General features: G+C 40.2%; 19 protein-coding genes, 1 tRNA gene, 5 pseudogenes and 1 riboswitch. Of the genes and pseudogenes, 7 read left to right on the forward strand and 18 right to left on the reverse strand.

Annotated elements, in window-relative coordinates:
• Positions 1-103: 103 nt before the first annotated feature.
• The 6 genes and pseudogenes from DWX73_RS15450 to DWX73_RS03545 form a co-directional block, all read right to left on the reverse strand.
• Positions 104-187: pseudogene (locus tag DWX73_RS15450) on the reverse strand (arsenate reductase family protein); the annotation flags it as partial.
• Between the two features lie 146 nt (positions 188-333).
• Positions 334-1,254 carry a translation elongation factor Ts gene (gene tsf / locus DWX73_RS03525; RefSeq protein WP_118346935.1) on the reverse strand — a complete coding sequence of 307 codons (921 nt, stop codon included), beginning with the start codon at positions 1,252-1,254 and terminating at the stop codon, positions 334-336.
• A gap of 28 nt (positions 1,255-1,282) precedes the next feature.
• Positions 1,283-2,047 (reverse strand): 30S ribosomal protein S2, encoded by a 765-nt coding sequence (gene rpsB, locus DWX73_RS03530; RefSeq protein WP_118346937.1) that lies wholly within the window; start codon positions 2,045-2,047, stop codon positions 1,283-1,285.
• Between the two features lie 274 nt (positions 2,048-2,321).
• The gene (locus DWX73_RS03535) at positions 2,322-3,485 is read right to left on the reverse strand and encodes a C40 family peptidase (protein ID WP_118346939.1); all 1,164 of its coding nucleotides are present in this window, start codon (positions 3,483-3,485) and stop codon (positions 2,322-2,324) included.
• Positions 3,486-3,767: 282 nt separating this feature from the next.
• Entirely contained in the window at positions 3,768-4,886 is a 1,119-nt protein-coding gene (locus tag DWX73_RS03540; protein WP_118346941.1) for a C40 family peptidase, read from the reverse strand.
• Between the two features lie 148 nt (positions 4,887-5,034).
• On the reverse strand, positions 5,035-5,925 hold the full coding sequence (locus tag DWX73_RS03545; RefSeq protein WP_118346943.1) for a CPBP family intramembrane glutamic endopeptidase: 891 nt from the start codon (positions 5,923-5,925) through the stop codon (positions 5,035-5,037).
• Positions 5,926-6,073: 148 nt separating this feature from the next.
• Positions 6,074-6,172, forward strand: a riboswitch (TPP riboswitch).
• Here DWX73_RS03545 and thiT point away from each other — a divergent pair.
• Entirely contained in the window at positions 6,166-6,720 is a 555-nt protein-coding gene (thiT, locus tag DWX73_RS03550; protein WP_118346945.1) for an energy-coupled thiamine transporter ThiT, read from the forward strand. (Overlaps the previous riboswitch by 7 nt.)
• 77 nt (positions 6,721-6,797) lie before the next feature.
• Here thiT and DWX73_RS03555 read toward each other — a convergent pair whose 3' ends face one another.
• Positions 6,798-8,039 carry an alanyl-tRNA editing protein gene (locus DWX73_RS03555; RefSeq protein WP_118346947.1) on the reverse strand — a complete coding sequence of 414 codons (1,242 nt, stop codon included), beginning with the start codon at positions 8,037-8,039 and terminating at the stop codon, positions 6,798-6,800.
• 56 nt (positions 8,040-8,095) lie between these two features.
• Positions 8,096-9,861, reverse strand: a pseudogene (gene argS / locus DWX73_RS03560) (arginine--tRNA ligase).
• A 224-nt stretch (positions 9,862-10,085) separates the two neighbouring features.
• Here argS and DWX73_RS03565 point away from each other — a divergent pair.
• The 6 genes and pseudogenes from DWX73_RS03565 (at position 10,086) to DWX73_RS03590 (ending at position 13,607) form a co-directional block, all read left to right on the forward strand.
• The gene (locus DWX73_RS03565; protein WP_118346949.1) at positions 10,086-10,760 is read left to right on the forward strand and encodes a flavin reductase; all 675 of its coding nucleotides are present in this window, start codon (positions 10,086-10,088) and stop codon (positions 10,758-10,760) included.
• Positions 10,757-11,663, forward strand: a pseudogene (locus tag DWX73_RS03570) (deoxyribonuclease IV). Before DWX73_RS03565 ends, DWX73_RS03570 begins: the two are co-directional and overlap by 4 nt.
• 99 nt (positions 11,664-11,762) lie before the next feature.
• Positions 11,763-12,131 (forward strand): GntR family transcriptional regulator, encoded by a 369-nt coding sequence (locus DWX73_RS03575; RefSeq protein WP_118346951.1) that lies wholly within the window; start codon positions 11,763-11,765, stop codon positions 12,129-12,131.
• A 1-nt stretch (position 12,132) separates the two neighbouring features.
• Positions 12,133-12,830 (forward strand): annotated as a pseudogene (locus tag DWX73_RS03580) (ABC transporter ATP-binding protein).
• Positions 12,824-13,255, forward strand: coding sequence for a hypothetical protein (locus tag DWX73_RS03585; RefSeq protein WP_118346953.1), 432 nt, complete (start codon positions 12,824-12,826; stop codon positions 13,253-13,255). Before DWX73_RS03580 ends, DWX73_RS03585 begins: the two are co-directional and overlap by 7 nt.
• A gap of 13 nt (positions 13,256-13,268) precedes the next feature.
• Positions 13,269-13,607 carry a hypothetical protein gene (locus DWX73_RS03590; RefSeq protein ID WP_118346955.1) on the forward strand — a complete coding sequence of 113 codons (339 nt, stop codon included), beginning with the start codon at positions 13,269-13,271 and terminating at the stop codon, positions 13,605-13,607.
• A 92-nt stretch (positions 13,608-13,699) separates the two neighbouring features.
• Here DWX73_RS03590 and DWX73_RS03595 read toward each other — a convergent pair whose 3' ends face one another.
• From DWX73_RS03595 to DWX73_RS03645, 10 genes and pseudogenes are all read right to left on the reverse strand, one after another.
• The gene (locus DWX73_RS03595) at positions 13,700-14,344 is read right to left on the reverse strand and encodes a hypothetical protein (RefSeq protein WP_118346957.1); all 645 of its coding nucleotides are present in this window, start codon (positions 14,342-14,344) and stop codon (positions 13,700-13,702) included.
• Positions 14,345-14,376: 32 nt separating this feature from the next.
• Positions 14,377-14,448, reverse strand: a tRNA-Arg gene (locus DWX73_RS03600).
• 154 nt (positions 14,449-14,602) lie between these two features.
• The gene (locus DWX73_RS03605; RefSeq protein ID WP_118346959.1) at positions 14,603-14,992 is read right to left on the reverse strand and encodes a type II toxin-antitoxin system HicB family antitoxin; all 390 of its coding nucleotides are present in this window, start codon (positions 14,990-14,992) and stop codon (positions 14,603-14,605) included.
• A gap of 34 nt (positions 14,993-15,026) precedes the next feature.
• Positions 15,027-15,104 (reverse strand): annotated as a pseudogene (locus DWX73_RS13860) (type II toxin-antitoxin system HicA family toxin); the annotation flags it as partial.
• 434 nt (positions 15,105-15,538) lie between these two features.
• Complete coding sequence (locus DWX73_RS03620) at positions 15,539-16,408, reverse strand: DUF5688 family protein (protein WP_242996593.1); 870 nt, start codon at positions 16,406-16,408, stop codon at positions 15,539-15,541.
• Positions 16,409-16,690: 282 nt separating this feature from the next.
• On the reverse strand, positions 16,691-16,894 hold the full coding sequence (locus DWX73_RS03625; protein WP_118346963.1) for a helix-turn-helix transcriptional regulator: 204 nt from the start codon (positions 16,892-16,894) through the stop codon (positions 16,691-16,693).
• Between the two features lie 3 nt (positions 16,895-16,897).
• The gene (locus DWX73_RS03630; RefSeq protein WP_118346965.1) at positions 16,898-17,539 is read right to left on the reverse strand and encodes a DUF3796 domain-containing protein; all 642 of its coding nucleotides are present in this window, start codon (positions 17,537-17,539) and stop codon (positions 16,898-16,900) included.
• Between the two features lie 260 nt (positions 17,540-17,799).
• Positions 17,800-19,413: an oligosaccharide flippase family protein gene (locus DWX73_RS03635; protein ID WP_118346967.1), complete on the reverse strand. Its 1,614-nt coding sequence runs from the start codon at positions 19,411-19,413 to the stop codon at positions 17,800-17,802.
• Positions 19,410-20,066 (reverse strand): YkgJ family cysteine cluster protein, encoded by a 657-nt coding sequence (locus DWX73_RS03640; protein ID WP_118346970.1) that lies wholly within the window; start codon positions 20,064-20,066, stop codon positions 19,410-19,412. The genes DWX73_RS03635 and DWX73_RS03640 overlap by 4 nt, the downstream gene beginning before the upstream one ends.
• A gap of 233 nt (positions 20,067-20,299) precedes the next feature.
• Entirely contained in the window at positions 20,300-21,706 is a 1,407-nt protein-coding gene (locus tag DWX73_RS03645) for an aldehyde dehydrogenase family protein (protein ID WP_118346972.1), read from the reverse strand.
• Positions 21,707-21,724: the final 18 nt, after the last annotated feature.

The following is a 21,724-nucleotide window of genomic DNA, read 5'->3' on the forward strand; positions in this document are numbered from 1 at the left end:
TTTGTTCAATTAGGTCAAATCGAAAATAGAGTAAACGAAGGGGCAGTTCACTGAAATGTCAAAACTGCTTTTTCGTTTACCCCATCATCGATTCTAACCTAAAGAATTTAATTCCTCTCTCTTTAAAAAAACGCTCTGCTTTCTTTGTATCATTACATTTCTTCGTTCCAAAAATTTGTATATTCATCTGTTCCTCTCTATCCGCTTTTTCATCTTATAAAAAAATATCCTAAATCCACTTCTCTTTTCGAATTTACAGAAAAACCCTTACAAACAGCGTATACACACTATTTATAAGGGTTTATTCTATAAATATTTAATGCAACGTTCGCATTAGTTTCCCATCTGAGCAGCTACTTCAGCAGCAAAGTCTTCGCTCTTCTTCTCAAGACCTTCTCCTGTCTCAAAACGAACGAATTTCTTAACTGTGATTTTAGCGTTGTTAGCTTTTGCAACCTGATCAACGTATTTAGCAACTGTTAAATCACTGTCCTGAACATAAACCTGATCTAATAAGCAGATTTCTTTTAATTCTTTGTTCAGACGACCAATGATCATTTTTTCGATGATGTTTTCCGGTTTTTCCGGATTCTCTGTTTTAGCCTGAGCAAGTAAAATTTCTTTTTCGTGATTTAAGTACTCTTCTCCTACTTCGTCACGAGAAACATATTTCGGGCTCATAGCTGCAACCTGCATAGCAACATTTCTTAAGCAAGCTTTTACATCTTCATTGATAACATCTGTATCAGCTTCAACAAGAACACCGATTCTTCCGCCGCCATGGATGTAAGAAACTACACAGCCTTCTGTTTCAACTTTAGCAAATCTTCTGATATTTAAGTTCTCGCCGATAACTGCGATTTTAGCTTTTAAAGCTTCTGCTACAGTCATAGACGGATCTTCTGCCCATGCTTCTGCAAGGAATGCATCGATATCAGCTGCATTTGTGCTAGCTGCCTGTGTTGCAACTGCTTCTACATATGCCTGGAAATCAGCATTCTTAGCAACAAAGTCTGTCTCAGAGTTAACTTCAACGATAGAAGCTACTTTGTCATCTTTTACAACTGTTTTAACGATACCTTCAGCAGCAATTCTTCCAGCTTTTTTCTCAGCTTTTGCCTGTCCGTTCTTTCTTAAGAACTCAACAGCTGCATCCATATCACCATTTGTTTCGTTAAGAGCTTTTTTGCAGTCCATCATTCCTGCGCCTGTCATTTCTCTTAATTCTTTTACCATACTTGCTGTAATAGCCATGATTCATTCCTCCGTGTCAAATGTGTTCTTACGCTTCTTCAGCTACTTCTTCGATATCTTTTTCTTCTGCTTCTACTGCAGCTTCTTCAAAGATTTCTTCTTCACCAGTTGCTCCCTGGTTAGCTTCGATTACAGCGTCTGCCATCTTAGCAACGATTAATTTAACAGCTCTGATAGCATCGTCGTTACCTGGAATTACATAATCAAGTTCTTCCGGATCACAGTTTGTATCTGCAATACCGATCAACGGGATACCAAGTGTGTGAGCTTCCTGAACACAGATTCTTTCTTTCTTCGGGTCAACGATGAAAATAGCATCCGGGATCTTCTTCATTTCTTTGATTCCGCCTAAGTTCTTCTCAAGTTTTTCCCATTCTTTCTTGATTTCGATAACTTCTTTCTTAGGTAATACATCAAATGTTCCGTCTTCTGCCATTCTCTCGATATCTTTTAAGCGGTTGATTCTTCCCTGAATTGTCTTGAAGTTAGTGAGCATTCCACCTAACCATCTCTCATTTACATAGAACATTCCGCAACGCTCTGCTTCTGATTTGATTGCGTCCTGAGCCTGTTTCTTTGTACCTACAAACAGGATTGTGCCGCCTTCAGCTGCGATATCTGCGATTGCTTTGTAAGCTTCGTCTACTTTACCTACAGATTTCTGTAAGTCGATGATGTAGATACCATTTCTTTCTGTGTAAATGTACGGAGCCATTTTAGGGTTCCATCTTCTTGTCTGATGTCCAAAATGAACACCTGCTTCTAATAACTGTTTCATTGAAATAACGCTCATGTTTAAATCCTCCATTTGGTTTTTCTTCCATATACGTTTTCGCTGTCAGGACCGGCTGCGTTGTTCCGGCACCTCTGATGCACCCGCATATGTGTTTACTACGACCTGAACAGTATAGCATATAAATCACTAGAATTGCAAGTACTATTTTCCGGTTTTCTTCTTATTTCTCTCGCATTTCTATTTGTCTTCTTCTATCTCTGCCACTCAACTAATCTTAAAAGGAACAGACCTTTTCGATCTGCTCCTTCTTTGTAATATTGTTCTTAAATTTTTACCAATATCTCACATAAACTGATGCACGCACACGGCTGATCTTGACAACCTGTCCAATATCCGGTGCCTCGATCATCTGGCCATTTCCAATATAAATCGCTACATGACCAGGTGTCCAGCAAATATCTCCCGGCTGCGGGTTAGAAACTCGTCTTCCGCCGGCCAGCTGTGCACTTGATGTACGCGGGATAGAAATTCCGGCTACGCGATGACAATAACTTGTCAGTCCGGAACAGTCAAGTCCGACTCCCGGAGTTGTTCCTCCCCATACATATGGAACTCCAAGCTGTGAGTAAGCTGCATTTACAATTGTCTGTGCAGCACTTGTATTTCCACCACTATTATTGTCTGTCTCCGGTGCGCTTGGCGCTGATGGAGCCTGCGGCTGTGATGGTGCAGATGGCTGTGACGGTGTTTCCGGCTGTGATGGTGCAGATGGCGTCTCAATATTCGTGCCATTTCCTCCTGACGGCGTGTTTGTCTGCTGGTTCTGCTGACTCTGTGCCTGTTGCTGCTTAGCCGCCTCTTCTGCTGCTTTTCTTGCTTCTTCAGCTTTGCGCTGCTCTTCTGCAATAATTGCTGCCTGAAGCTGCTCATCCAGATTCGCCACTTCTGCCTGCTTACTGGAGATCGTCTGGGATAACTGATCACTCTTTGCAGTCAGCTGTGCATCCAATTCCTGCATGTTCTTCTGCTCCTGCTCAAGCTGTGCTTTCAGATTGGCAATATCATTTTTAGTCTGCACATATTCATCAAGCATTTTTCTGTCGTAGCTATGTATCTTCTGGATATATTCCGCCTGATTCAGCATCTCCGAAATCGACCCAGAAGTAAAAATCTTCTCAATCGCTGCAACACCGCCGTCTTCATACATATAGCGAATCCGATATTTCATCGCTTCATACTGTTCAGCTTCTTTTACCTGTGCTGCTTCCAGATCAACATTCGCCTGAGCAATCTCATCTGCTTTGACTACCATATCTGTCTCCAGCTGGCTGATCTGTCCAAGCGCCGTCTCCAATTCTTTCTGAAGACTGTTGACTGCATTTTCTGCTTCTTTCTTCTGTGTTTCAATGGCGTCAATGTCCGATGCATATACCGGCGCTGCGATCAGCGATCCTGCTACGATAGATGCCATGAGCATTCTGCTAAATTTCTTCATAGCTCACCCTTCCTCTTATCAAATTTATATGTCCCCACATATATGATGACAGAATACAACATTTGTCATCGTTTTGCAACTATCTGCTTTTAGTCCTGGAAACATATTTTTCGTACCGTTACTATTGATTATTATAAATCTCAAGAAATATTTTTGCAATAATATCTCTTATTTGTTAACAATTGTTTCACATTTTACTGCCATTTTTTATTTTACGTTCAACAAAAAAACTACCGGATTCAGAGTGTTTCTCTTTATCCGATAGTTTCTATCATATAAATTCTACCAATATCTGCGATACCATGGGGAACCGTATACATTTGCAACTTTTACGACATCGCCCGGCTGTGGTGCGTGGATCATCTGACCGCCGCCGATATAAATTCCAACATGTCCGGAATAGCATACGATGTCTCCCGGAAGTGGATTCGATACCGCTTTTCCACCGGAACCCTGAGGTCCTGACGTTCTAGGAATGGAAATTCCTGCCACCCGGTGCGCGTACTGTGTCAGACCAGAGCAATCAAGTCCGGAACCCGGAGTTGTTCCTCCCCATACATATGGCACTCCAAGCTGTGAATAGGCTGCATTTACAATCGCCTGAGCAACACTTGTATCACCGCTTCCTCCCTGTGAAGTGCTGCCACCTGAAACATTACTGTTCCCTGATGAAGTATTATTATTTGTCTGGTTTGACGGTGTGTTACTGTTGCTATGATGATTGTTATTATTAGAAACAGATTGATTCGCTTCTGCTCTTGCTGCTTCCTCAGCTGCTCTTCTTGCAGCTTCTTCTGCCGCTGCCTGCACAATTGCTGCCTGAAGCTGTTCATCAAGTTCTGCAACTTCTGCCCGCTTTTCTTCTACCATTGTGCTGATGCTGGCTTTTTCCTGTTCAAATTCTGCCTGCTTTGCCATCAATTCAGCCTGCTGCTGTTCAAGCTCTGCTTTCAATGTTTCAACCTGTTTTTTGGTATCCACATACTCTTCCAGCTTCTGTCTGTCATACTGATGTACGTTCTGAATATATTCTGCTTTATTTAATACTTCCGAAATACTTTTGGATTCCAGAAGTCCCGTCAGGAAAGAAGTATTGCCCTCTTCATACATATAACGAATCCGGAGCTTCATCGCTTCATACTGCTCATCTTCTTTTTCCTGAGCCGCCGCCAGATCCACCTCAGCCTGTGCGATCTTCTCACCCGTTTCTACCAACTGGCCTTCCAGTTCATTGATATTTTCAATTGTTTTTGCCAGATCATTCTTTAAACTTTCCAGTGCGCTTTCTGACGCTTCTTTTGACTGTCTGATCCCTTCCACATCCGGTGCTGCAAATACCGGTGTTACTGCCAAAGATGCCGCAAGTACAGATGCAAGAATTGCTTTTCCAAATTTATTCATAGATTCACCATTTCCTATATTCTAAATTTTATCTCTTGCGCTAGTATATTACATTCTTTTCAAAAAAGCAACACTTTTTAATATTTTTGTAACATTTCTATTATTTTATGTTACTATTTCTTTCCCAAACATCATGGTAATGAGCAGATTACTTCTCTTCTGAAATCTTTTCATCTTTTTGATCATTCATAAAAAATTTTACATAAATTCCAGAAGCTGCTGCTGCACAGAGGATGGAGACCAGACTGATCCGCAACGGATTTTCAAACATCCAGGTAAACCCTCCCGCTTCCGTCAGAAGCACTGAAACAATATTTACCATGCCATGCGCTAACACAGGCGCTGCCAGCGAATGATATTTTTCATACAAATACGCCAGAAGCAATCCCATTCCAAAGGCATAAAGCATCTGTATCATATTTCCGTGGAAAAATCCGAACAGAATTGCAGATGTAAACATTGCATTTTTAAAAGAAAAATCATCTCTCAGTCTTTTATAGATCAGTCCACGGAAAATCAATTCCTCACTAAGCGGTGTGATCAGTCCATAACCGATCAGCTGACCGATCAGTGGAATTGCATACTGCTTTACTGATGTTTCCGCATAAGCTTCCGAGGCAATCGCCAAATCTGCAAGCAGCGAAATATTATTCAGCACAAGCCCGACTGCCGCTGCAAATGGTATAATAATCAGAAATTTCGTCCACTTCACTTTTTGAAAACTCATCTGCCCAACTGCTGTCATTTGTTTTCTCTTCTTTTCATCTCTGTGAAACAAAATCCACATAATCGGAATCGTACACAGTGCCGTTACAAGGGCTAAATGAGCAGAGTGAGCCAGCACTTCATTCGTCTGCTCCATCACATATTCCATGACCGCCTGCTGATCTGCGCTCATAATCACTTTCATGTATTCATCAAAATTCAGCAGAAGCACCGCAGTACTTGCCGCCATTGAAACTGCTAAAGCCACAATATTTTGAATAATTATTGGGCCAAGCATATACCAGAACTGTCCAAAACAGCCTTTTTTCTGCATAAAATTTCCTCACATTCTTCATTTTTTGCCAAACTATTATTTATTCTACTTCTCTTTCTCCAAAGTTTCAACTGTAAATCCGGATTATTTATGAATTCTTTCTTGACTTTTACGATCAATGCAACTATGATTAAGTCCGTAAAATAAATATAGTAACTAGGGGAGCATTTCGCTGAGACACATTTTATGTGAACCCTCATTACTTGATCCAGATAATGCTGGCGAAAGGAAGGAGATTTTATGAATCAGACATCAAAAACTGCTGTCGTATCTTACAGCACAACTAAAAAACTTGTATTTTCAGCAATGGCTATTGCATTAGCCACAGTCGCCTCTTATATCAAGGTATTTAAATTACCTATGGGCGGATCTGTTACCCTTTGCAGTATGCTGTTCATTTCTTTGATTGGCTATTGGTTCGGTCCAAAAGCCGGAATTCTTACCGGTATCGCTCACGGAATTCTTCAATTTATTTTAGAACCTTATATCCTTAGCATCCCGCAGGTTGTCATTGATTACTTTTTTGCTTTCGGAGCTCTTGGATGTTCCGGATTTTTCCGTAATCAAAAGCAGGGTTTGATCCTGGGCTATATCGCTTCTGTATTCGGACGTTATTTCTTTGCAGTGCTGTCCGGAGTTGTCTTTTTTGCTTCCGCAGCGCCAGAAAGTATGCACCCTCTTGTATATTCTATCATTTATAACGGTTCTTACTTAGGACTTGAAGCGATTATTACTATTATCCTTCTCACACTGCCTCCTGTTCGGCAGGCAATCACAAAGTTAAAAGCAATTTAATTTCACGAAAAAACCGGAGGACTCCAAAGGAATCTTCCGGTTTTGTTTTTCTCAATAATTCTTAAACATTACAGGCTCTAAGCTTCTGCCTGCGTTTTTATTTCTTCAATCAGCTGTTCGATTTCCTGACGCTCTGTCTGAAGCGCTCCCTGTACCATATCAGGTTTGCCGCCTCCTCTTCCGTGACACCGGTCATTCAGCCACTTTGCAATCTTTCTGGCATCTTCTGTCTTGCTTGCTGCTACATATTTAAACTCCCGACACTCTGCCTGTCCATCTCCATTCAGAAGAATACAAGTATCCACTTCTTTCTCCATCAACAGATTTACATATTCCCTCATCTGCGCTCCGTCAAGCTCCTCTTCAAGAACAATCAGCATCCGTCCGACTGGATTTTGATTTTCTGCTTTGTAGGAAAGAATCTGACTCATCAGTGCCGCTTTTTCATTTGTCAGGCGGTAAATCTCTTCTTTCAAGCGCTCTACTGCATCTGCTGCCTCATCTTCTTTTACAGAAAGAGAAGTGGAAATCTTCTGCACAAGTGCTTCTTTTCGATTATAGTCCTCCAACGCGCGAAAACCACACTGCATTGTGATCCGGACACCGCCTTTATAATTCTGCATCCCGACAAATTTAATCATACCGATCTGCCCCGTCTGTTTCACGTGCGGTGCACAGCAGGCGCATACATCATACCCCGGAATGGTAACAATCCTTACTTGACCTTCAATCTCAATTTTACTTCGATAAGCAATTGTCTTCAATTCCTCATGACTCGGATAAGCAACTTCCACCGGGATATTTTCTGCAATTGCTCCATTTGCTTTTTGTTCCACTTCCCGAAGCTGTTTCTTTGTCAGAGCGCCGTCAAAGTCCAGTGTGACATAGTCTTTCGCAAGATGAAAGCCCACGTTATGATAGCCATAAATACTGTTTACCAGCCCGGATACAATATGTTCTCCTGTATGCTGCTGCATTTTGGAAAACCGATCCGTCCAGTCAATCTTCCCATGTACGTTACTTCCTACCTCCAGCGGCCGATCTCCCTTATGATAAATCTGTCCATTTCTCTCTTGAACATCCGTAATATGTACCGCCTCTTCTTCCCAGCTGCACATACTTTCCGTTACTGTCTTCTGGTCATCCTGACCAAATGTGCACCAGAGCATTCCTGTATCTGCACTCTGACCACCGCCCTCCGGAAAGAAAACAGTCTGATCAAGTACGATCAAATATGTTCCCTCTTGCTCTTTGCATTCTGTTACCACAGCATCAAACTCCTGCCGGAAACTGTCCTCGTAAAATAATTTTTTCGTCACTGTTCTGCCTCCTGATCTTTTGATCTGATCTTTCTGACGATCTGTCGCTGGCTTGACTACATCCGCTCCGGTGCTTCAAATCCCAACAGATCAATACATGTTTCCAGTACTTTTCTTGTCAGTTTCAAAAGTGCAATATAGCTTTCCCGACGTGTTGTCTCTTCTTCTGAGAGAATCTTTGTCTCATGGTAGAAACGGTTAAATGCATTTGCAAGATCATAAATATATGCACAGATTTTATGTGGCGCTGTATCTTTGTATGCATTTTCAATTACTTCATTAAACTTAGAAACTTCAAGCATTAAGCTTTCTCACTTGGATTTGCCGGCGCCAGAAGTTCACAGCCTTCCAGGCTATTTCCGCTTTCTGCATATTTATTCATAATAGACTTAATACGAACAATTGTATAGAGAATATACGGTCCTGTATTCCCCTCAAAAGATGTAAACCGATCAATATCAAATACATAATCTTTTGATGCCTGATTGGAAAGATCTCCGTATTTCAGAGCAGATAATCCTACGATCTGAGCTGTCTTTCTTCCCTCATCTTCTGAAACAGTACGGTTTTCTACAATCTTTTTATACATTTCTTCATTAATCTCATTGATCAGATTTTCAAGACGCATTACGCCGCCTTCTCTTGTTTTAAACGGTTTTCCGTCTTTTCCGTTCATCGTACCAAAACCAAGGAATTTTAATTCTACTTCGTCCCGTACAATTCCTGTTTTCTTTGCACAGCGGAATACCTGTACAAAATGCAGTTCCTGTCGCTTATCAACTACATAGATCACTTCATCCGGTGCTACAAGTTTTTCTCTCTCCACAAGTGTTGCAAGATCTGTTGTGTCATAGAGTGCTGCTCCATCTGATTTCAGAATCATACATGGCGGGATCTCTTTTGTATCTGTCTCTTCTTTCACGTCTACAACAAGCGCACCTTCATCATAGTGTGCAAATCCGTCTGCTTTCATCTTCTCTACCATTGGTGCAATATATTCCTGGGCATCTGACTCGCCTTTCCACCACTCAAATGTTACATCCAGATTATAATAATTCTTCTTCAGATCCTCGATAGATACATTCATAATATGCTTCCAAAGAGCCCGATAGCCCGGTCTTCCATTTTGAAGAAGGAATGTTGCCTGCAGCGCTTCTTCTCTGTAATCCTCATGCTCTTTTGCAAACCCACTTGCATATGGATAGATTTCTTCCAATTCACTAATTGTAAATGGAGCTTCTGTCGGATATTCTCCCTGAAATTCCTCATCAAAATAAGGAAGCTCCGGATGGCGTTTCTTCATTTCTGTAATGATCAGCCCCATCTGATATCCCCAATCGCCAAGGTGTGTGTCACCAATCACTTCATGTCCTGCGAATTTTGCAATACGTTTGACACTCTCACCAATAACCGCTGAACGTAAATGTCCCACATGAAGAGGTTTCGCCACGTTCGCTCCGCCGTAGTCCACAATGATCTTCTTTGGATGTTCTGCTGTTTCCATTCCAAGTTTTGCATCCTGATCCATCTCTTTTAAATAAGAAGAAACAAATTCCGGAGCCAGTTTTAAGTTAATAAATCCTGGATTTACTGCATCAACTTCTGCAAAACACTTACTGCCAACAAGCTTTTCCTTCACATCATTCGCAATCATGATCGGAGCTTTCTTATAAGTCTTTGCCCCCGCCATCGCGCCATTACATTGATATTCACACAAGTCAGGTCGATTAGATAAGGTTACTTTTCCAAAACTTCTGTCATAACCTGCCTGCTCAAAAGCATTTTCCAATTCTCCTGCAATGATTTCAGATATTTTTTTCATCTCATTCTCCCTTTCTCTTGATTTTCTATTTTATATTTTGTGAGATTTTATGCATATTACTTATCACATTCTATCACAAGCTTTCAACTGCAACAACTACTATTTTAACCTTTCCATTTTGATATTTCTTTCTTTTTAATTTTTCCTTGCTTTTTTTCCGCAAAAATGATACTTTAATATCAAGAAAATTTCAGTAATAATTACTATTTTAAGGAGGCATTCATATGAATTCTAAAGTATTAAGAACCCTTTCTTACGGTGTCTATATTGTTAGCACTATGGACGGTGAACGTCCGACCGGATGCACCGCCAACAGTGCAATGCAGATTACTTCATCACCGGCAACAATTGCTGTCAGCATCAATCACGACAACTATACGAACCATTGTATTGATGCATCCGGTCTGTTTGCAGTTTCTATTCTTGCTGAAACATCCGCGCCATCTCTGATCGGACATTTCGGTTTTCAGTCTGGCAGAGAGGTGAATAAGTTCGATACGGTTTCTTTCGAGATGAAATCAGGTGTTCCGATCATCACTGACAGCTGCGGATACATTGTCTGCAAAGTCATTAATAAAATGGAAACCTCTTCCCACACCGTATTTCTCGGCGAAGTCATTGACGGAGATGTACTTCTTTCTGCTCCAGCCATGACTTACGCTTACTATCACAATGTTATTAAAGGAAAGAGCCCTAAAACCGCTCCGACTTATATTCCAGAAGAAGAATCAGCAGCTTCTGCCCCAACAGAAAACACATCTGCTTCTAAATGGGTATGTTCTGTCTGTGGTTACATCTATGACGGAGATACTCCTTTCGAAGAACTCCCGGATGATTTTGTCTGCCCGCTCTGTAAGCAGCCGAAAGATAAATTCAAACTGCAGGAGGTCACATTATGATTTTAGGTTCGCATGTTGGTATGAGCGGCAAAGAGATGCTGCTTGGTTCTGCAAAAGAAGCTGTTTCTTACGGTGCAGATACTTTTTATGTTTTACACAGGCGCCCCTCAGAATACAAAACGCAAAAGTATTGAGGAGCTGCGCATTGAGGAAGCATGGGACTATATGAACGCTCACGGCATTTCTCAGATTGTTGTTCATGCTCCCTACATTATCAATCTTGGCAACAGTGTAAAACCGGAGACATTTTCACTCGCTGTAGAATTTTTGCAGAAAGAAATTGAACGCACCGCTGCCTGCCGAAGTAATATCCTCATTCTGCATCCCGGTTCACATGTGGGTGCGGGAACAGATGCCGGTATCGCTCAGGTCATCAAAGGATTGAACGAAGTCTTAACCCCTGATACCCCTGTGCAGATCGCCCTTGAGACAATGGCAGGAAAAGGCTCTGAACTCGGACAGACATTTGAAGAACTGGCACGCATTTACGATGGTGTGATTTGTCAGGATAAGCTTCGCGTCTGCTTCGACACATGTCACACAAGCGACAGCGGTTATGATATCATCCATGATTTTGACGGTGTAATAGATACTTTTGACCGAATTCTCGGAAAAGATCAGATAGCTGTTTTTCATATCAACGACAGCAAAAACATTCCAGGTGCACACAAAGACAGACATGCCAATCTTGGATTCGGTGAGATCGGATTTGATGCTCTTTCTCACATTGTTCACCACAAGGATTTTGAATCTATTCCGAAAATTCTTGAAACACCATACATTCCTTCTCCAACTGTTTCAAAGAAATCTTATGCGCCTTACCGTTACGAAATCGAAATGCTGAGAAATAACACATTTCATCCGGAACTTCCGGAAGAGATCATCAAAGCTCACGAAGCATAATGCTTCGCGGGCTTTGATTTTTTCTCTTGACATTTTCCACAAACGACATTATCATTTGTATTATATCAATAATACAATAATTCGAAAGGAAGTGAAGATATGCCGTGGGCATTAGACAATGACCGCCCAATCTATCTGCAGATTATGGAACGAATTCAGACAGATATCATCTCTGGAAAATACCATGCTGGCGAAAAGCTCCCTTCCGTACGCGATTTGGCATTAGAAGCCGCAGTGAATCCCAACACTATGCAAAAAGCTCTTTCTGAATTAGAACGAAATCATCTCGTTTATTCGCAGCGGACAAGCGGACGATTTATCACGGAGGATGAAGATATGTTAAAACAACTAAAAAAAGAAGTGGCAGAAGAACAGATTCGAGAATTTTTTCAAAAAATGGAACAGCTTGGCTATACGCCAAACGAAACACTTTCACTGATGCAGCGCTTTACAAAGGAGTGTAATTAATATGGAGCCGATTTTCGAATGTCATAACCTCATCAAAAAATACGATCAGTCTACGCACTCAATCATTTGAATTTGAGTCTTGAACGCGGACAGATCGTCGGGCTCCTCGGACCAAACGGAAGCGGAAAGACTACTTTAATTAAATTAATCTGCGGTCTTCTTACGCCTTCTTCCGGCACACTTACTATCGCAGGACTCTCTCCGGGAGTTGAGACGAAAAAAATTATTTCCTATCTTCCGGAACGCACTTATTTGAATAACTGGATGCGCGTGCGCGATATTGTATCTTATTTCAAAGATTTTTACAATGATTTTGATGACAAAAAGGCGTATGCTATGCTGGCAGATTTGAAAATCGATCCTTCTGCCCGTCTTCACACATTGTCAAAAGGTACAAAAGAAAAAGTACAGCTCATCCTTATTATGAGCCGAAATGCAGAATTATACATCCTTGATGAACCAATCGGCGGGGTAGATCCGGCATCTCGGGATTATATTCTTCAAACGATCATTTCAAATTATAATGAAAATGCAACTGTACTAATCTCCACACATCTGATTGCAGACATTGAACAGATATTAGATCGCGTTGTATTCATTCAGAATGGACAACTGTTATTAAATCAGACCGTGGACGAGATCCGCACAGAACATCAGAAATCCGTAGATGCATTTTTCCGGGAGGTATTCAGATGTTAAAGAAACTATTTAAATATGATATGATTTCACTTTCCAGAGTACTTATCATTGTACACTTGATTCTGATTCCAATCATTGCTTTTATTGTCATGTTTGTTGTGCCTGACATTGAGCAAAACGGAGTGAATCTCATCAATATTTGTGGTATGCTGCTGTATTTCATTTACACTGTAATCGCATCAACTTTTACCACCTTGTACATTGCAATCTATTTTTATAAAAACCTGTTCTCAGATCAGGGATACCTTACACTGACGCTTCCTGCAACACCGTTTCAACATTTAATGAGCAAAACACTGGCCGGAGGGCTTTGGACACTAATTGATCTACTTTTTATTAACGGTTCTTTACTTCTGATTTATTTTTCCAGTACGGTTCAGAAAGCGCTTCTCACTTCCGAGGCTGGATGCCTGTCTGGCATTTGAGCGTACAAACGGGATGACACTCAATCAATTTCTGGCATTTATACTGATTCTCAGTGCTATCAGCTGCATTGGAAATCCTCTGTTTGCTTACGGAACTGTCTGTGCCGGTCAACTATTTTCCAGTCACCGTATCCTGTGGTCCGTTATCATCTATGTATTGATTACCGGTATTTCCGCATTATTTGGCGGCGTATTCGGAGCTTCTTTATCACTGCGTCAACTAACAACTTTACCGGAAATAGAGTTACTCCCGATGCTTTTCTTTATCACAATATTTCCGGCAATCATATTTGCAGCTGCAGGCGGCTCTCTTTCTTATTATGTTTTAAAGAAAAAAGTCAATCTGCAGTAAAAAAATTTTTGTAAAACAATCTGAGGAGACATCACTGAATTTTATTCCATGTGATATCTCCTCTTTTTTCTTAATCTTGTTTTTATATTCCGTCAACGTAAAGGCGATGTCTCATACGCTTTGCGAAGATCCCGCACAGCTTCCCGAAGTGCAATATCTGAGTCAAATGCAGCTGTGTATCTTTCTTTTACCAGCGCTGTCAGAGCCTGTACATCCTGATGCTGCATCAGTTCCCTTACCAGTACATTTACATTTTCATCTTTTACATGCCGGATAAGCGAAAGTTCCCCTTTCCCATCTTCTTCCAAGTAAAGTGTTCCAAGTCCCGGAATCTTTGTATTGATATCCTTTATCTTCATTTCATAATATGCAAATACAATATAGGAATGTTCGTATGGTCCAAGTTTTGTATAAATGCTCACATCATCGTAACATTCTACAAACTTCGCCTCCTTTGCAAGTTCACGATAGTATTCTTCCACAACCTCATCGACTTCCGTATAAACTTCATGCAGTAGTGGATTTATTTCTTCCTGAGCAATCTGTACTTTCCTCAAAATATGCGGATTTACAACCTCCTGCACGATTACCTTCGTCTCTTCCGGCATTTTCTCATTCGTCAAAGCCTGTCCGGCTGCTATTGCTCCAATAATGAAAAATCCCACAAAAAACATTCGTTTTTTATGGGTTATCTTACATTCGCAAAAGCAGTCACGGGTCTTTTCAGAACCAGACATGTATTGCCTCCTGATATACAATTTTCATAGTACACACCTAGGCGGATTCGAACCGCCGCACCCGCCTCCGGAGGGCGGTGCTCTATCCCCTGAGCTATAGGTGTATAATATGCAGCTACTATCTAAACTGCATTGATAATAATAACATACTTTTAAATACTTGTAAAGAGCTTTTTCTGCAATAAAGTGGTGTTGGGGATAACTCCCAACACCAACTTTGTCTACAGTCCGAGAGCGCGAGTATTCGCTCTCTAAAATCTACATATTTAATTTGTTCAACAATGCTTCTTGTAGAACTTGAGAAAAATTGACTCCCATCTCCATAGCTTCTTCATTTAACCATTCCGGAATGCTCAATGTCTTCTTAACAGCTCTCGAATTATGTTTCTTCTGATATGCGACCATGTCAACTCCAATAATGACTACCATTCCATCTTCTTCTTTAAGTTTAGTAACTTCTGTTGGATTTGGTATCTCCTCTTTTTCCTCTTTTCTGCTTACAATCGCAAGTCCTAACGCGTCCACTGCACGTTCATATGCCTGTTGCATGTCATCGCCTTCTGTAAAGCATTCCGGAAAATCAGGAAAAGAAATCCAGTATCCACTTTCTTCTTTATGAAACACTGCCGGATAAAACAATCTGTTCACACGTAATACCTCCATCTATTCTGTGCCGGCAGAGCTATTTAAGCCCTGCCTGTTTTAATATTGCTAGTTCCAACCCTTTTTTCATAGCTTTGGAATGATAAGGAACAATAACTGTCTTTCCATTCTCTTGGCATCAATGGCATCTTTTGTATTTCCTTTCCCTATCACGCTCATATTATAACACGTATTTTTACGTATGTAGATATTGTTTTACGTATTTTCACGTATTTTATTATTCAATTTTCTTCCTATACTTTACACTCTGATTCATATGCATTCTAACACCACGTACTTTCTGATTACATTTCTTTATCCTCATGAAAACCCATACGCCGGACAGTACTGTCTCATTTTTTGCATCGGTAAGGCAAAATACATTCATATATGCTTCTGTCAGTTGTAGTGGCTGATTCCAGTTTACATACAATATTTCATCTTCATCCACCTAATAATCTTAATGTGTAGATTAGTTTTTAGTCATCCAAATAGTGTTGACTATATATGTTATACACTAAAAATGAATTTAATTCTCTGAATAACAGGCTCTTAATTCCTTCTTCGCACAATCGTAATAATACGCATGATCCCCAAGCACCTCTTCTTCTGCACCTGTGTTTGGTTAATCTCCCTAATCATTTCATTCAAATCACCGTACCCGGGACTTGCACTTTCCGGCACAATAATCACTTCATGAATGCTACTCGGCAAAACAAAATAGTTCTCTCCCAACTGTTCTCCGATCAAATACAATACTTCATCATATGCAATACATACTGCACCGAGACAGCGAAGGCTGTTCGATAATACAAACATAAAATCTTCCACTTCTTCTTTAGGGGCTGCTCCCATAATTTCAGCCACAATCGAACTCATTGTCCGAAGCTGAGCCGGGAGCAGCCGTACTGCATTTTCTTTTGCTTTCTTTAGCAGCTCCTGCTCTGTAACATTCCAAATCTTCAAATGTTCTAAATTAACCGGCATCGTAGCTGCACCGGTTTCATTAATATCAAGCAGCACATAAAATACAATGGCCAGATCAAGGAATGGCCAATACGGAATGGTTTCTAAGAGCTCTTCATTTTTCTCTCGATTAATTACTTTCAAAACAATTCGATCTTTTACTTGTTCATATTCATAAAGAAACCTTGTTTTTGTGATTGGTTTCATACGAAGTTCTCTGTAAAGCGATTGAATCTGTTCCGTAATATCTTCCAGTTTGACTCCTGTCCGATACTGTTGATAATATTCCTCCAAATAGATTGTCGGACTCATCGACTGTCCCTTTTCCTGCAGCAGCAACCCCTTTCTTCTGACTCCATTATTTTTCAAAGTATCCTGAATAGAAATTTCAATTTTTCCGGCAACACTTCCTTTCATTTCCTGTTCTACCGCGTTGATAAATTGCTGATAATTCATATATTCTCCTCTCTTTTATACAACGCCCATCTTGGAATTATGTACGGATCCGTACAGAAAATAGATTAAGAATGCACCGCCATAGAATAGGCAGTGCCAGAATATTATGTACCTCTATTATAAATGTATCACACGCAAATCTCAACTATTTTTCTCAAATTTTAATGTTTTTACACTGTTTTTCTAGCAAAGATTACACATAAATTTTATATCTAATGACATCTACGTGGTGTGTTTTGTTAAAAAGCAGTTAATCCTAAGACTAACTGCTTTAAACTGTCCTTATTCAAAAATAAATATATCTTCTATCGGAACTTTTACAGCTCTTGAAATATCTATTGCCAATTTAAGCGACGGATTATATTGTGCTTTTTCTAATCTCATAATAGTTTCACGGCGAACTCCTACAATGTCAGCGAGTTGTTCTTGTGTCAATTCTTGTGCTACACGATATTTTTTTAAATTACATACAAACTTTGCTTCCATAATTTATTCCCTTTTTTCATAACGATATAATAGATAGTTGCTAAGAAAAAGAACAAGAGCATAGATAAGTGAAACAGAAATCAGCATAAATATTGCACACCACTCAACATTACAGGAAAACATACCTATTGCCATAAGCCAGATAACTACAAATAATAGTTTAAACCCTATCTTGTAGGCTTCTAACTGTGCCTTACGTTTATTTTCTTGAAAAAGCTCATCTTCTAAGATATAGGAAAGTTTACCTTCAAAGAAAAAGCTGAAAAAGCCAAAAAATACGAAAAAAGCAAAAGGAAATATTTCTCCAAATTTATCGTATGTCCAAAATCCGCCAAACCCTAGAAAGCCAAACATTCCACACAATCCCCAGTAAGGAGAAATTGTTCTTGAATATCGTTTTTCCCTGCTGTTTTTTGAAAAGGCATTTTTTAAGCAGATAATTACTATATAGATCGCATATAGTGCTATTAAAGCTTCAATTACTAACATAGGAATATCCTTGTAAGAAAATACATATTCCGACATATCCATATTTTTAACCCAGCGTCCATCATTATATAATAGGGAGTAGATTGTACCAACAATAAGCAATAAAGCACACCCTACTCCCATAAAAATAATTTTTTTAATTTGTTTCTTTGACATATTTATCTCTCCTTTCAAATGAGATGTTTTTGTATCTTTATGAGATAAATATATCACTCCACATTGCTTGTGTCAATCAAAATTAAGACAAATACATCACTTCTATGTTTTCGCTGTTCCTGTGGCGCATGATTCTGTGTATTGCCTGCGTTTTGGTTGCCTTTATTCTTCAACACAATATCTTCTGCCTTTACCTGTCAATTTACGTACTGTATTTATAATCAAATGTCTGCACTTTTTATATCCCTTTACATTCAAACTTAATAAATTTTCAGCAGCTTCATCATTCGTATTAATACGTTTCCCATATACATTTTCCCTAATTCCTCTTCTTTTATATGTGTCAACAACACATAATATATGAAGTACAAACCTATTGCAGCCAAAATTGCCATAAGCAGACTTACCACGGAATTTTCAAACAAATACTCCATAATTCCATAGAGAACCATTGCCGATGCCGCCATGCCAAACGCTGCCAGGCCCGGATATATATACGTCATCTGATATTCCGGCTGATACCGAATACATTTCCGAAGTGTCTTCTGGTTCAGCATACTCAAAAAAATACCTGCTGCCAAATTTGCAATCATCACTGAAAAACCGTCCAACGGAAGTGCCGATGTAAGTACAATTGTTAATACTACATTTACCAATAAAGCTGCCAGTTCATTTTTCGATAACACAGCAGACTGACCAATCTCTAGCAGTACTCTTCCCGTAATTGCTGAAAGTGAATAAAATATCACTGCACAACTGCCAAATACCAGCATCCACCCTGCCATTTCTGTGTGTTTTCCGAAAAATATCCGCATTAAAGGAAATGCAAACGCTGATAAAAGCGCTGAAATCGGAATTACGAATAACATCGTATTCCGTATTTCGTCATTGATTTTCTGTTTCAGATCTCGGAATTTCCGAGACACAAAGCATCTCCTTACATGAGGAGCCAGCATGGCAGAGGACACGCACGCCAATGTAAACGGAACTAAAAGCATTGATAAATACATCCCGCTAAATCTACTGAACATTTTCGCAACTGTTCCGCCGTCAATTCCCTTTTCTGCCATAATAGAAGCAAACAACATCTGATCTATATAAATACCAACCCCAAAAAATCCCATACTAAACGCAAGAGGCTTTATTTGCTGCAAAATACTTCTTTTCACACTTTCAACAGCCTCTGCATGATGTTTGTCATTTATAATATGTTTATGGATTTTCCGCCGATTGATTGAAAATACCAGCATCATAACCAGTATCCCGCTCATTGCTCCTGCCATTGGACCAAATGCGCTTCCCGCCGCTTTACAGCTTGCCTTCGACACGGAATCTACGCCATCAGCACAACTGCTCATTGCCATACTAACGCCCAGAGTAACCGCCGCACCTGCAGCTGCTTCGACAACTTTTGAAATGACTGTCGGCATCATATTACGATAAGCACTAAAATATCCCTGCATGACTCCGAGAATTCCTGTAAGAAAAATAGCCGGTAGCAGAATACGAAATGCCGGGATAGCACCTTCCCCTCCCTTTGGAAGTAATTGCCGCGAAAACAAGTATGCACATGCTGCTGCAATCACACTGACAAACAGTACATACATTCCGCTTCCCACAAAAATCCGATGTGCATTTTTATATTGCCGATCTGCCAAACGTTCTGACATTAGTTCTGACACCGCTTCAGAAATCCCTCTCACAGAAAACAGCATGAGAAAAAAACAGGTCTGCCATGCATAATTGTAGTATGCATATCCCTGATCACCAATAATCTTCTTTAAAAAAATCCTGCATACCACGTCTACAACAGCAATACTTAATCCGGTAAACGCTAACACAGCTGTCGGCTCAACCGCTTTCTTCTTTCTCATAAAAGTTTCTCCATCGTCCTTCTGCGTTCTTCAAATTGACTGTAAAAGTCTCTGCCTTCCTCATAAGCGGCTACATAGAATGTATTTAGCAAAAGCATCGTCACACTCTTTCTCCAATTCTCATCGGAAGATACGGCAATGCTTTTTTCTATTTTCTTTAGCAATTGATGCCAACTAAGAATATATGCTTCATAACGGTTTAATTCCGGTATCTCAAGCCATTTTTTTATCTTAATCTTCGTTTTTGACTTCGGGCATTCATGTACTTGAAGAAAATAAGAAAATTCTTCCCCTTCATAAATTCGTCCAAGCGGAAAGAGCCTGCAAATGCCCGGACGAAATTCATGAATACTGCAGCGCCCTTCTTCATTGAGAAATGCACAGCATTCTTCTTGTCCCTTCATCTGTAAATTCGGAAGAATGATCCCGTCTACCATATTTAATTCCAGATATTTTTGCAACAGCTCTTCAAATGTCATATGCAGGTTCACTTCCAGCCGAAAAACATCCATTGGATCCAACACAATGGAATTCCCCATCTTCTGACAACAGTCACAACATCCTACACAACCTCCACAGTCAGCTTTTACCATATCATTGGCATGATACCGCTTCCCATCAGAGATTTCTTTCATATCTACATCTCGTTTCATCTTCCGTTCTCCTTTATGTTCTGTTTTAATAGCTAATCTAACCTAAATATAACACAAAACACTTCACTAGCAAACCTATTTGGAATTTTGGCAAATTTTTTGACAACCGTGCTGACAGCGCAAACAGGCATGTATACAGAATTTTATCATTCCATACTACATGCCTGTTTACTTATTTCATCATTCAGAAATACTTTTATTTTATCTTTAATTGTCCGCTTCGCAATATTGGGTTATTTGTCGTAAATTGTCTTAACCTCAAGGAATTCTTCATATCCTTCTACGCCGCCTTCTCTTCCAAGTCCGGACTGTTTATATCCACCGAACGGAGATGCTACATCCCACTGACCTTCATTTACATAAACAGTACCTGTTTTCATCTGACGTGCAACCATATTCGCTTCTTCTTCCGGTCCGTATACCGCTCCTGCAAGTCCATAGATACTGTCATTTGCAATTTCCACAGCTTCTTCTACTGTATCATACGGAAGTACCACTAATACTGGTCCAAAGATTTCTTCCTGTGCAATTCTCATATTTCTTGTAACATCACTGAAAATCGTCGGCTCTGCTACATAACTTCCGTTATCTTCCGGAACACCGCCAATGAGAACTCTGGCACCTTCTTCAATACCAAGCTCAATATATTTCTTTACACGATCAAACTGCTTTCTGGAAGACAGTGGTCCCAATGTTGTAGCCGGATCATCCATCGGTCCAAATTTATATTCTGCTGCCTGACGAACAAGGATCTCTTCTGCTTTCGCTAATTCATCTCTCGGTACAAGCATTCTTGTCAGCGCATTACATGTCTGGCCGGCATTCAGCATGACTGTATCGAGAACACCTTTTACTCCATTCTCCCAGTCTCCGCCTTTTAAGAACACTGCCGCTGATTTTCCGCCAAGTTCAAGAGCAATTTTCTTAATATTTGTAAGACCCATACGGGCAACTTCACGCCCTGCATCTGTGGAACCTGTAAAAGAAATCATATCAACATCCGGATGAAGTGATAATGCATTTCCCACTTCTCCGCCGCGTCCGGTAACAAGATTAAATACCCCCTGCGGATATCCTGCTTTGTCAATCTCTTCTGTGAGAATATAAGCTGTTAAAGGTGTAAACTGACTAGGTTTTAACACAACACAGTTACCTGCAAGAAGCGCCGGAACTACTTTTTTCTCAATCTGTTCAAGTGGGAAATTCCACGGTGTCAATCCGCCGACAACACCAACCGGCTCTCTTCTTACTACAGATGTATTTCTGCGAACTTCATACTGGAAATTAGCTGCAACTTCAATATAATGCTCTGCTTCTAGCAAGAATGGATCTGTATGTACATCCGCAGATACCGTATATGGCGAACCGAGTTCTTTTGTAATTGTTTCAATCAACTCTTGACGGCGGCTCTTAAGTCCTGCTACAACTTTCTTCATCAGTTCTACACGAGTTTCCAGCGGTGTGTACTGCCATGTTTCAAATGCTTTTCTGGCAGCCTGAACCGCTTTATCAACATCTTTTTCACTTCCTCTTGGAACTCTGGCCACAACTTCATGTGTTGCCGGATTCTCAATATCAATCATCGCACCTGATTCGCCTTCTACCCACGCACCATCAATATATAATTTACGAACGTCCATTTCCATGATCTCCTCTCG

Source organism: Coprococcus sp. AF21-14LB (assembly GCF_003458885.1).
GTDB lineage: Bacteria > Bacillota > Clostridia > Lachnospirales > Lachnospiraceae > UBA9414.